General features: G+C 69.5%; 8 protein-coding genes. All 8 read right to left on the bottom strand.

The window, feature by feature from the left end:
- Positions 1 to 179: 179 nt before the first annotated feature.
- Positions 180 to 1493, bottom strand: a complete 1314-nt coding sequence (locus F0L17_RS20680) for a sugar ABC transporter permease (protein ID WP_338018156.1) — start codon at positions 1491 to 1493, stop codon at positions 180 to 182.
- Positions 1490 to 2278, bottom strand: coding sequence for an ATP-binding cassette domain-containing protein (locus F0L17_RS20675; protein ID WP_155072224.1), 789 nt, complete (start codon positions 2276 to 2278; stop codon positions 1490 to 1492). The genes F0L17_RS20680 and F0L17_RS20675 overlap by 4 nt, the downstream gene beginning before the upstream one ends.
- A gap of 106 nt (positions 2279 to 2384) precedes the next feature.
- On the bottom strand, positions 2385 to 3494 hold the full coding sequence (locus tag F0L17_RS20670) for an ABC transporter substrate-binding protein (RefSeq protein ID WP_155072223.1): 1110 nt from the start codon (positions 3492 to 3494) through the stop codon (positions 2385 to 2387).
- Positions 3495 to 3865: 371 nt separating this feature from the next.
- The gene (locus F0L17_RS20665; protein ID WP_162466499.1) at positions 3866 to 5086 is read right to left on the bottom strand and encodes an ROK family protein; all 1221 of its coding nucleotides are present in this window, start codon (positions 5084 to 5086) and stop codon (positions 3866 to 3868) included.
- Positions 5087 to 5625: 539 nt separating this feature from the next.
- Positions 5626 to 6549 carry a carbohydrate ABC transporter permease gene (locus F0L17_RS20660; protein WP_162466498.1) on the bottom strand — a complete coding sequence of 308 codons (924 nt, stop codon included), beginning with the start codon at positions 6547 to 6549 and terminating at the stop codon, positions 5626 to 5628.
- A 21-nt stretch (positions 6550 to 6570) separates the two neighbouring features.
- Positions 6571 to 7644, bottom strand: a complete 1074-nt coding sequence (locus F0L17_RS20655) for a carbohydrate ABC transporter permease (protein ID WP_155072222.1) — start codon at positions 7642 to 7644, stop codon at positions 6571 to 6573.
- A gap of 53 nt (positions 7645 to 7697) precedes the next feature.
- A complete protein-coding gene (gene ngcE / locus F0L17_RS20650) occupies positions 7698 to 9116 on the bottom strand; it encodes an N-acetylglucosamine/diacetylchitobiose ABC transporter substrate-binding protein (RefSeq protein WP_155072221.1) in 1419 nt (472 codons plus the stop codon).
- A gap of 364 nt (positions 9117 to 9480) precedes the next feature.
- Complete coding sequence (locus F0L17_RS20645) at positions 9481 to 12315, bottom strand: aconitate hydratase AcnA (protein WP_162466497.1); 2835 nt, start codon at positions 12313 to 12315, stop codon at positions 9481 to 9483.
- Positions 12316 to 12693 lie beyond the last annotated feature (378 nt).

Raw genomic sequence — 12693 nt, 5'->3', positions numbered from 1 at the left:
ATGTTCCCGCCACCCGACCGTGCGGGGGGCGCCTCCTTCCCGCCGGTCCGACGGTACCGGCCGGACGACGAACCCGCACCACACGGCGGTGCCGGACCCCGTCGCGAACGCGGGGCCCGGCACCGGGCGGGTCGTGGCCGTGGACGGCGGCCGGACGGACCGGCCTGGCGGCCGCGGCGTCAGGTGCGGCCCGCGGAGCGCTGGGTGCGGCGGGAGACCGAGTCGATGACGACCGCGGCCAGCAGCACGGCTCCGGTGATCATGTACTGGACGGCGGCGGCGATGCCCAGCAGGGCCATGCCGTTGGCGATCGAGCCGATCACCAACATGCCCAGCAGGGCCGACCACACCGAGCCGCGCCCGCCGAAGAGGCTGGTGCCGCCGATGACCGCCGCGGCGATGGCCTCCATCAGCAGGTTGCCGGTGCCCGCGCCCTGGTTGGCCGCCAGGATGCGGGAGGCGATCATCAGTCCGCCGAAGGCCGCCATGGTGCCCGCGATCGAGAAGACCGAGACGCGGACGAGTTCGACGTTGATGCCGGCGCGGCGGGCCGCCTCGGTGTTGCCGCCCAGCGCGAAGACCTTGCGGCCGTAGGAGGTGCGCCGGAGTACGAAGTCCAGCGACACCAGCACGACCAGGAAGATCAGCAGCGCCAGCGGCATGCCCCGGTACTGGTTGAGCATGTGGGCGGCGCCGAAGGCCAGGACGGCCAGGACCGCGGTGCGCACCACGATCTCGCTCACCGGGCGGGCGGGGACACCGGCCGCCGTACGGCGCCGGGCGCCGAGGAACTGGGTGGCGAAGAAGACGCCGACCGCGACCGCGGCGGTGCCGTAGGCGACGGAGATGTCGGTGAAGTAGTGGTTGGAGAGGGTGCCGACCAGGCCGTCGCGGTCCAGGTTGATGGTGCCGTCGGTGCCCAGCACCTTCAGCATCAGACCGTTCCAGGCGAGCAGGCCCGCGAGGGTGACCACGAAGGCCGGGACGCCGATCCTGGCGAAGAAGAAGCCGTGGAAGGCGCCGACCGCCGCGCCGGTGAGCAGGGCCAGGGGGACCGCCAACCACTCGTTCACGCCGTTGTTGACGGCGAGCACGGCGAAGACGGCGGAGGCCAGACCGCTGACCGAGCCGACCGACAGGTCGATCTCGCCCAGCAGCAGCACGAAGACGATGCCGACGGAGATCAGGCCGGTGCCGACGATGTAGACCGACAGGTTGGAGAGGTTCTCGGCGGAGAGGAAGGCCGAGTCCTGCAGTTGGAAGATGCCCCAGATGATGATGAGGCCGACGACGACCGGGACCGAGCCCAGCTCGCCGGTGCGCATCTTCCGCTTGAAGTCGCTCCAGTAGCCCGCGAGGCCCTCCTCGCGCACCAGCAGCCTGGGGTCGACGGTGGGCGCGGCGTTCCTGGCGGCGCCGTTCCCGTCGCCGTCCGCCGCCCCGGTCCCGGCGGTCGCGCTGGTCGGGGTCTTGGAAAGGTTGGTCTCACTCACGGTCGGCTCCCCGCGGTACGCGCCTTGCGGCGGGTCACGGCGTTGTCCGTGGCGCCGGTGATGGCGGAGATGATCTCTTCCTGCGATGTGGTCGCGACGTCGAAGACGCCGTTGTTGCGGCCGAGTCGGAGCACCGCCACCTTGTCGGCGACCGCCTTGACGTCCGCCATGTTGTGGCTGATGAGGATGACGGCGTGGCCGCGCTCGCGCAGTCGCTCCACCAGGTCGAGCACCTGGGCGGTCTGCTCGACGCCGAGGGCGGCGGTGGGCTCGTCGAGGATGACGAGCTTGGGCTCGCCCAGCATCGAGCGGGCGATGGCGACGGTCTGCCGCTGGCCGCCGGAGAGCGAGGCGACGGGGATGCGGACGCTGGGGATGCGGATCGACAGAGTGTCGAGCAGTTCCCGGGCGCGGCGCTCCATCTCGATCTCGTCGAGGACTCCGGCACGGATGATCTCGCGGCCGAGGAACAGGTTGCCGACGACGTCCAGGTTGTCGCACAGGGCGAGGTCCTGGTAGACGGTGGCGATGCCCAGGTCCTGGGCGTCGTGGGGGCGGTTGACCTCGACGGGCCTGCCCTCCCACTCGAAGACGCCCTCGTCGGCGGGGCCGACGCCGGCGATCGTCTTCACGAGGGTGGACTTTCCGGCGCCGTTGTCGCCCACCAGGGCGACGACCTCACCGGCGTGGACCTCCAGATCGACATCGGTGAGCGCCTGGACGGCTCCGAATCGCTTGGAGATTCCGCGCAACGCCAGTACAGGCGTAGCGGACACGTGAACCAACTCCTAGGACGGTACGGGGTGGTGGGGATCGTCCGGTGCCCGCGCCCGGGGCGGGGGGCCGGGGGGCGCGGGCACCGGAGGGGTCGAGGGGCCGGGTGCGGCTCGGTTACAGCAGACCGGCCTTCTCGCACGCCGCCTTGTACTTCGGCGTGCAGATCTCCTCCACCTCGTAGAGGCCGTCCTTGATCACGGTGTCCTCGAGGTTGTCGATCGTCACCGAGATCGGCTTGATCAGGGTGGCGGGCACGCCCTTGGTGGTGGCGCTGTCGACGGTGGTCTCCGCCTTCGGGTCCTCGCCGCGGCCCAGGGCCACGGCCATCTCGGCGGCGGTGTACGCCTCGGGCTGGAACGGCTTGTAGACCGTCATGAACTGCTCGCCGGCGACGATGCGCTGGACGCCCGCCAGCTCGGCGTCCTGACCGGTGACCGGGGGCAGCGGGTCGACGCCGGCGCCCTTGAGGGCGGTGATGATGCCGCCCGCCATGCCGTCGTTGGCGGAGTAGACGCCGACGATGTTCTCCTTGCCCAGGGAGGCGAGGGCGCCGTTCATGTTCTTGTTGGCCTCGTCGGGCTTCCAGCCGGTGGTGTCGTAGGACTTGCCCACCTTGACCTTGCCGTCGAGGACGGACTTGGCGCCCTTCTTGAACATGGCGGCGTTGGGGTCGGTCGGCGACCCGTTCATCATGACGATCTGGCCGCTGTCGGCCTTGTCGCCCAGCTCCTCCAGGAGGGCGTTGGCCTGGACCCTGCCGACCTCCTCGTTGTCGAAGGAGGTGTAGGCGGAGATCGGGCCCTCGGCGAGGCGGTCGTAGGCGACGACGGGAATGCCGGCCTCGTCGGCCTTGGTGACCGACCCGGCGATGGACTTGGCGTCCACCGCGTCCAGGATGATCACGTCCACCTTCTTGGTGATCATCGAGTTCATCTGCTGCTGCTGGGTCGAGGCGTCTTCCTTGGCGTTGACGTAGCTGACCTCGCAGTCGGAGCAGAGCTCCTTGACCCGCTTCTCTATGAGCGGTCTGTCGAAGTTCTCGTAACGGGCCGTCTGGTCTTCCGGCAGCAGCAGGCCGATGGTCAGCGGTCCGTCCTTCTTCTTCTCGCCGCCGCCGGAGCCGTCGTCGCCTCCGGCCTCCTTGGCGCTGCCGCAGGCGGCGAGCGAGACGGCCATGGCGGTCGCGGCCACGGCCACGGCGGCACGACGCAGATGCGTGTTCATCCAGAACCTCCCTGACGAGGCCGCGTCACTGCGGCCGAGGTGGCTGGAAGTCAACTCGGAGTCACCACCTGCCGTCAAGAAGTAAATTCTTAACGAGACAGCAACGATGCCATGCGTGAACAAGATGAACGCAGCGTGGCTGATGACGGCCGCATGACGATCACATGACGGCCGCGCATCGGTACCGGAAAGGCACGAAACGGATGTGGGAGCGCTCTCCGACCACCGGCGGGCGTCCCGCTGTTCCTCCGGCCCCCGGCCGGCCGTTCACGGCTCGCACATCACCTGCCCGTCGTCCATCCGTCGTCCCCTCGTGAACCAACTCTCGCCGGGGCCCGGTCCGCTCCCACCGGGCCGGGCCCCGGCGGCGCTCAGACCCCGACCGACGTCACGGCCGCGGGCACCGACCCGGTGGCGACCGGCGAACCGTCCAACAGCGTGGAGTCGCCCATCTCGCTCAACACCAACGCCAGGGCGCCCAGCACCTCCGCCCGCCCGCCGAGCGCACCGGGCACCACCGTCAGCCGTCGGGCCGCGCTGGGAATGGCGTAGCGCGAGACGGAGTCGCGGATCGGGTCGAGCGCCAGCTCCCCGGCCTCCGCCAGGTCGCCCCCGAGCACGATCCGGCTGGGGTTGAGCAGGTTGCACAGGTTGGCGACGCCACTGCCCACGTGCCGCCCGACGTCGGTCACCACCCGCCGGCAGCCCAGGTCGCCGGCCCGGGCGAGCCTGACCACCTCGGTCATGGTCAGGTCGGGGCCGTGGCTGGAGTGCAGCAGCGGCAGAACGTAGCGGGCCGCGGCGAACGTCTCCAGGCAGCCGCGGTTCCCGCAGCGGCACACCGGCCCGGACTCGTCCAGGGTGATGTGGCCGATCTCCCCGGCCGTGCCGCCCGGCCCCCGGTAGATCCGCCCGTCGATCACCAGTCCCGCGCCGACACCGCTGGCGACCTTGATGTAGGCCAGGTCGCGCGCGCCGCGCCCGCTGCCCCACACCAGTTCGCCGAGCGCGCCGAGGTTGGCGTCGTTGTCGACGTGCACCTCCACGCCCAGCCGGGCGGCCATCTCCTCGCGCGGGTTGGCCCCCGCCCAGCCCGGCAGGATGGCGGTGGAGCCCAGCGCGCCGGTCTCCACGTCGATGGGGCCGGGCACGCCCAGGCCCATGCCGATGACCTTCTCGCGGCCGAAGCCGGTGGCGGTGATCAGTCGCTCGACGAGTTGCTCGGCCCGGTCGAAGCCCTGGGGGGCGGAGGCGTCCACGTCGATCGGCTCGGACTCCTCGGCGAGCACCTGGTGGGCCAGGTTGCCGATGGCCACCCGGAGGTGCGAGTGGCCGAAGTCGACGCCGACGACGATCCCGGCGTCGCCGGAGAGCGAGACGCTGCGGGCCCGACGGCCTCCGGCGGAGGTCGGGGTGACCTCGACGGTGCCGTTGTCCTTCAGCTCCCGGACGATGTTGGAGACCGTCGCCGCCGACAGTCCGGTGGTGCGAGCGATCTCCGCCTGGGTGAGCGAACCCGCCATGCGCACGGCTCGTACCACCCGCTCCAGATTGGCCCGGTGCAGAGAGGACTGCGACCCCGGAGTCTCCACGACTCAACCACTCCCGCCTCAACGGGCGGCTCGACGGCCCACCCGTTCGACCGCTCCCACCCACCCGGGCGCGGCTTGTCTCCAACACGTGAACTCCAAGGACAGCCTGAACCGTTATCTCCCGTCAAGACCTTGAGCGGGGTGGACGCTCGGCGCGTGTTCCGGACGGAGAGTGATCACAGGGTGGCTTCACGGCACCGCTTCCGGTGCGGCGGAGCCCCTTCCCGTCGCCTTTTCCGTGTCGTGGCCGGCGCTCCGGCGAAGACCCGCGCCCGCCCCGACCACCGGAGCGGTGGCGGCGGCTCCGAGTCCCACGTGATGGACGCGGGTCGGTACGGCCGCTACGCCGCGGTCACCCGGTACACCAGGGGCCGGGTGCGTGAGGTTCGGCGCGACCGTCGACAGCGGCGGGCAGGGAGGTTCCGCCGGCGGAGGACGCACCCCCTGGGGGACCGCGACCGACGTCGCGGTGGCGGTTCCGGTGCGCTCGTCCGTCGACCGGTCGGCGGACGAGCGCACCGCGGGGCGGGCGGGTCACGTCACTTGACGGCGCCCGCGGTGAGTCCCTCCTGCACCTGGCGCTGGAAGACCATGTAGACCACCAGGATGGGGAGCATCGCGATGGTCAGACCGGCGAAGAGGGCGCCCCAGTCGCCCTGGTACCCCTGGTTCACGGACAGTTCGGCCAGCCCCTGGGTGAGCAGGGCCTTGTCCTCGTCGGTGGAGTTCAGCGCCAGGGGCAGGAAGTACTGGTTCCACTGCCCCAGGAAGTTGAAGATGCCGATGCTGATCAGCCCCGGCTTGGCCATCGGCAACATGACCTGGAAGAAGATCCGGCTGTGCGAGGCCCCGTCGATGGTGGCCGCCTCGGCGACGCTGCCGGGCAGCGTCCGGAAGAACGAGGTCATGAAGAACGTCGTGAACGGCAGCGAGTAGGCGATGTAGGCGATGATCAGCCCGTGCCGGGTGTCCAGCAGCGAGAAGTTGTCCATCACGAAGAACAGCGGCACGACCGCCAGGATGATGGGGAACATCATGCCGCCCGCGAACAGCAGGTAGACGACCCGGTTCCCGGGGAAGGTGTACCGGGCGATCACATAGGCGGCCATGGAGCCCAGCAGCATGGTGCCGGGCAGCGAACCGGCCAGGACGATCAGGGAGTTCAGGGTGTAGGTGCCGATGTTCGCCTCGGACCAGGCGTTGGCGAAGTTCTCCAGGCTCAGCGCCGAGGGCCACCCGAAGGGGTTGCCGGTGATCTCGCCGGACTCCCGGAGCGAGTTCACCATCACCCAGACCAGCGGCCCCGCCGCCATGACCACCCACAGCACCAGGAAGGCGCCGGAGAAGACGTTGAGGGTGCCTCCCTTGCCGTGCTTCCTCCTCGGCCCCTCCCCGGCTCCTCCCACCGGCCGGCCGGGAGCCGTGGCGGCCTCCTCCACGGGCGCGGGTTTGGTTGCGCTCACTGCTCGGCCTCCCCGTTCATGTCAGTACTCGATTCGTTCGCGCCGGCCGAACAGCATCATGACCGCGGCGAAGACCATGGTGACGACCAGGAGCACGACGCCGACGGCCGTGGCGTAGCCGGCCTGGCCGACGTCGAACGCCTTCTTGTACAGGTAGACCGGCGTGACCAGGGTGGAGTTCCCGGGCCCGCCCTGATTGATCGTCATGATGTGCACGATGGCGAAGGCGTCCAGGGCCTGGATGCCCATGTAGATCCATCCGGTGTGCACGGTGTCCCAGACCAGCGGAAGGGTCACCCGGAAGAAGGTCGTGGAGCGTCCGGCCCCGTCCAGCAGGGCCGCCTCGTGGATCTCCCCGGGCACGGATCCCATGGCCGCGGAGAACAGGACCACGTAGAAGCCGACGAACATCCAGCAGAGCACGAACAGGACGCACAGCAGGGCGATGTCGGGGTTCGCCAGCCAGTTCCGCGCCAGCGACCCCAGACCGACCGACCGCAGGACCTCGTTGATCGGGCCGGTGATGGGGTCGAACATCGCACCCCAGACGACCCCGACGATCGCCACGGAGAGGACCTGCGGGAAGAAGTAGACGATCTTGTAGAACTTCGCCCCCCGCACGCCCGAGAAGGCCTCGCCCCTCCGGCGCCGTCCGCCGGCCTGCAGCATGAAGGCGAAGAACAGCCCGAGCCCCAGGGTCACCACGGGTGCCACGACCAGCAGCAGGACGCTGTGCCGGATCGACGCCCAGAAGTCGGAGTCGTCCAGCATCCGGGAGTAGTTGTCCAGGCCGACGAAGCCGAACCGACTGCTGTAGCCGGACCAGTCGGTCAGCGAGTAGTAGAAGGCCTGGAGGAACGGCGAGATCACGAAGATCCCGTAGACCAGCAGCGGCACCGACAGGAACCAGCAGACGAAGCGGTACTTGTCGATGCTCCGGTAGCGCCGGTCGTTCTTCACCCCCGCCGGGGTGAGGCGGGGCGGCAGCACGAGCGCCGCCGCGAGCAGCAGGCCCCTGCCGGGGGGCGTCTCCGCTCGCCCCCGGGGTGTCGGTACCGCGGTGTCCCTGTCCGCCGCCCGGACGTCGTTCGCCATGCCGCCCCGCTCCGTATCCGCTGTTGACCCGTCCGGACGCCGCGCGCGACGGATCAGGTGTGCTTGTACTTCCTGATGGAGTCGTCCTCGCGCGTCTCGTCCGTCGCCCGCTGGCACCGTTCGACGGCCTCGTTCGGGGTGATGTCACCGGCCATCATCGCCGCCATGGCGCCGCCGATCCTCTCCTTGTGGAGCTGGAGGTACCAGTCGTGGATCCGTGGGGTGACCACGTTGTCGCCCGCCTCCTCCAGGACCTTCATGGCCGAGGCGAGCCCGGGCCGGAGTTCGAGACCCTCGGTCGCCCCCTTGACGCAGGACAGGGCGGAGACCAACCGGGTGAAGTTCTGCGCGGACTCCTTGCCGAGCATGATCCGCAGGAACTCCATGCCGCCCGGCACGTTCCTCGCCTTGGCCGGGACCATGAAGGGCTCGCTGGCCTCGGCCCATATCGTGCCGAAGGGCATGGCGTCCGAGGAGTCCAGGCCGGTCGGCGGCGCCACGGCCATCTCGAAGTCCGCGGGCGTGGTCTCCTTGGCCTCGTTCTCCACCCAGGAGCCGTTGGGGATGAACAGCGCCCTGCCCTTGTTCCACTGGGTCTGCGACTGGATGTGGTCGATCCCCGGAGTCCCCTTGAGGACGTAGCCCTTGGCCTGGAGCTCGTGGTAGGCCTCGAAGGCCTTCTTGACCGACTCGTGTCGCCAGGCGTCCGGTTCCAGGTTGTCGATCGCCCTGATGACCTCGCGTCCGCCGATCTTGGCGATGAACGGGTACATCGCGAAGGTCAGGTAGTACGGGTACTTGCCGGCGTAGGTCCACCCCGCGAGGCCCTGCTTCTTGGCCTTGGCGCAGACCGCGAGCATCTCGTCCCAGGTCTTCGGGTACTCGACGTCCAGCCTCTCCAGCGCCGTCTTGGAGTACCAGGTGCCGTAGACGGTGTAGGAGTAGTTCAGCTGGTACATCTCCTCGCCGCCGAACCGGCCCTTCTCGATCGTGCCCGGCATGAGGGTGTCCCGGACCTTCCGGGTGGGGTCGTCGAGGGACGGAGCGTCCAGCAGCGGTCCGAGGTCGGCGACCTGATCGTCCTCTATCAGCGAGGCGATGTCCATGTTCTCGCCGCCGGAGTTGTTGATGACGTCCGGGGGGTTGCCCTTGACCATCCGCGGCTGCATCTTGGTGCGGATCTTCTGGGTCGCGGAGTGCTTGACCCGGCCGTAGTCGCGCTCGTAGACCTTCTCGGCGTCCAGGGCGTACTGCTCGCCGTAGCCGCCGTTGAAGATCACGACTTCCAGCGGCGCGCTCTTGTTGACTCCGAGCGGGTTCCGGTCCGTCTTCTCGGCCTTCTCCACCTTCTCCTGGCCCGCTCCACCGCCGCTGGCGCAGGCGGAGAGCACGCCCATGGCGGGAGCTGCCACCAGACCCGCCGCGGCGGCCCTCTTGATCAGATCACGACGGTTGACGTCGGTGGATCCCATGCTCAGGTCCTCGCCTTCTCCAGGACTCCGGCGGTGTCCTGGAACCGCCGGGCACCGCTGATGAGTTGAAGCTGAGTTGTACGGAGGTGCGCCGGGTCCGTGGTTGCGCGGGTCCTTCCCGACGCCCGTCCTCCCGGGGCCCACGACCCTGTCTTCTCATATGACCGCTCGGACGCCGACAGGTATAGTCCACTCCCCTTCCCGGAGGCAAGATCGGTGCGCGTTCGGGTGCCAGTCTTTCCCGAGTTGAGACCTGGGGGAAACGCGGCGGCGCCGCACCTCCCACCAAGGGAGGTACGGCGCCGCCGTCACGGGGTGAACGCGTCCCCTCCGGCCCCTCGCGGGGCCGGAGGGGACGCGCGCGTCACTTGCGGATCAGGGACCGCAGGACGTACTGCATGATTCCGCCGTTGCGGTAGTAGTCCGCCTCGCCCGGGGTGTCGATCCGGACGGTGGCGTCGAACTCCACCCCGGTGTCCGTGGTGACCTTGACCGTGCGCGGGATGTCGCCCTCGTTGAGCGCGGTGATGCCGCTGATGGAGAAGGCCTCCTCACCCGTCAGGCCCAGCGACTCCGCCGACTGCCCCTCGGGGAACTGCAGCGGGAGCACGCCCATGCCGATCAGGTTGGAGCGGTGGATGCGCTCGTAGCTCTCGGCGATGACGGCCTTGACGCCCAGCAGCGCGGTGCCCTTCGCCGCCCAGTCGCGCGAGGAGCCGGAACCGTACTCCTTGCCCGCCAGGACGACCAGCGGGATGCCGGCGGCCTGGTAGTTCTGGGAGGCGTCGTAGATGAAGGAGACCGGCCCGCCCTCGACGGTGAAGTCGCGGGTGTAGCCGCCCTCGGTGCCCGGTGCGATCTGGTTGCGCAGCCGGATGTTGGCGAAGGTGCCGCGGATCATGACCTCGTGGTTGCCGCGGCGGGAGCCGTAGCTGTTGAAGTCACGACGGGCCACGCCGTGCTCGGTGAGGTACCGGCCCGCCGGGGTGTCGGCCTTGATGGCGCCGGCCGGGGAGATGTGGTCGGTGGTGACCGAGTCGCCCAGCTTGGCCAGGACGCGGGCGCCGGAGATGTCCTGCACCGGCTCCGGGTCCATGCCCATGCCCTCGAAGTACGGGGGCTTGCGGACGTAGGTGGACTCCGGGTCCCACTCGAAGGTGTCGCCGGTGGGCACCGGCAGCGCCTGCCACTGGGCGTCGCCGGCGAAGACGTCCTGGTAGGAGGTGGAGAACATGTCCTCGCCGATGGCGGAGGCGACGACGTCGTCGACCTCCTGCTCGGAGGGCCAGATGTCCTTCAGGAAGACGGGGTTGCCCTCCTTGTCCGTGCCGAGCGGCTCGCGGGTGATGTCCACCTTCATCGAGCCCGCGATGGCGTAGGCCACCACCAGCGGCGGGGACGCCAGGTAGTTCATCTTGACGTCGGGGTTGATCCGGCCCTCGAAGTTGCGGTTGCCGGAGAGCACCGAGGTGACGGCCAGGTCGCCCTCGTTGACGGCCCGGGAGACCTCGTCCGGCAGCGGCCCGGAGTTGCCGATGCAGGTGGTGCAGCCGTAGCCGACGAGGTTGAAGCCCATCTTGTCCAGGTACGGGGTGAGACCGGCCCGGTCGTAGTAGTCCATGACGACCTTGGAGCCCGGGGCCAGGGTGGTCTTGACCCACGGCTTGCGGGTCAGGCCCCTCTCGACGGCCTTCTTGGCCACCAGCGCGGCGGCCACCATCACCGACGGGTTGGAGGTGTTGGTGCAGGAGGTGATGGCCGCGACGGTGACGGCGCCGTGGTCCAGCTCGTAGGTCGTGCCGTCGGGGGCGGTGACGGTGACCGGGTTGGAGGGCACGTCCTCGGCCGGGCCGTCGGTGTGGTGCGGGGCGCCCGAACCGTTCTCCTGGTGGCCGTAGGCCGGGGCGTCGGAGGCCGGGAAGGACTCGGCGCTCGCCTCGTCCACCGGGGAGGCCACGCCCTTGGGCTGCTCCTGCGCCGGGACGCCCGGCTTGCGGGCCTCCCCGCCGGTGACGCCGGCGGAGACGTAGTTGCGCACGTCCTTCTTGAACTGCTCGGCGGCCTCGGCCAGCACGATGCGGTCCTGCGGGCGCTTGGGGCCGGCGATGGAGGGCACCACGGTGGAGAGGTCGAGCTCCAGCTTCTCGGAGAAGTCCGGCTCGGCGGCCGGGTCCAGCCACAGGCCCTGCTCCTTGGCGTACGCCTCGACGAGGGCGACCTGCTGCTCGGAGCGGCCGGTCAGGCGCAGGTACCTCAGGGTCTCGTCGTCCACCGGGAAGATCGCGGCGGTGGAGCCGAACTCCGGCGACATGTTGCCGATGGTGGCGCGGTTGGCGAGCGAGGTGGCGGCCACGCCCTCGCCGTAGAACTCGACGAACTTGCCCACCACACCGTGCTCGCGGAGCATCTCGGTGATGGTGAGCACCAGGTCGGTGGCGGTGGTGCCGGTGGGCAGCTCGCCGGTCAGCTTGAAGCCGACGACGCGCGGGATGAGCATGGAGACCGGCTGGCCGAGCATGGCGGCCTCGGCCTCGATGCCGCCGACGCCCCAGCCGAGCACGCCCAGACCGTTGACCATGGTGGTGTGCGAGTCGGTGCCCACCAGGGTGTCGGGGTACGCCCTGCCGTCGCGGACCATGACCACGCGGGCCAGGTGCTCGATGTTCACCTGGTGGACGATGCCGGTGCCGGGCGGGACGACCTTGAACTCGTCGAAGGCGGTCTGCCCCCAGCGCAGGAACTGGTAGCGCTCGCGGTTGCGACCGTACTCCAGGTCCACGTTCTGCTGGAAGGAGTTCGGGGTGCCGAACTTGTCGGCGATCACGGAGTGGTCGATGACCAGCTCGGCCGGGGCCAGCGGGTTGATCTTGGAGGGGTCGCCGCCCAGCTCCTTGACGGCCTCGCGCATGGTGGCCAGGTCGACGACGCAGGGGACGCCGGTGAAGTCCTGCATGATCACGCGGCCCGGCGTGAACTGGATCTCCCGGCTGGGCTGCGCCTGGGAGTCCCAGCCGCCCAGGGCCCGGATGTGGTCGGCGGTGATGTTCGCGCCGTCCTCGGTGCGGAGGAGGTTCTCCAGGAGGACCTTCAGGCTGTACGGGAGGCGAGCGGAGCCCTCCACCTTGTCCAGCCGGAAGATCTCGTACGACTCGTCGCCCACCTGCAGCGTGCTGCGGGCGTCGAAGCTGTTCGCCGACACGACAGTCTCCTTCGGTGCATGAGTTTCGCGCGTACCACCGCGATCCTGCCGCCCGGGGCCGCGGCCCCCTCGCTCAGGTTCACCTAACCCGGACGGGTCGGTGGACGCGGCGGCGGTACGTCTCTCGGTAGATATCTCGATGTCGAGATAACTCTAGTACATGGCCGCTCCGCGGTCATGCCCCGCCCGAGGTCCGGGGTACCCGCGCCCCGGACCCGACGACCGGACGACACGGAGGACACGGAGGAGGCGACGGAGGGGCGACGGGACGGCAGGGCGACGAAAGGGCCGCGTTCCCCGTCCCTCGTCGGGCAAAAGAGTGAAAGTAAGAAAAAATCAGGAAAATGCCACCACCGAAACAGTGCGCATCTCATATCT

Source organism: Streptomyces taklimakanensis, assembly GCF_009709575.1.
GTDB lineage: Bacteria > Actinomycetota > Actinomycetes > Streptomycetales > Streptomycetaceae > Streptomyces > Streptomyces taklimakanensis.
This window is presented reverse-complemented; position numbering and strand designations above follow the sequence as displayed.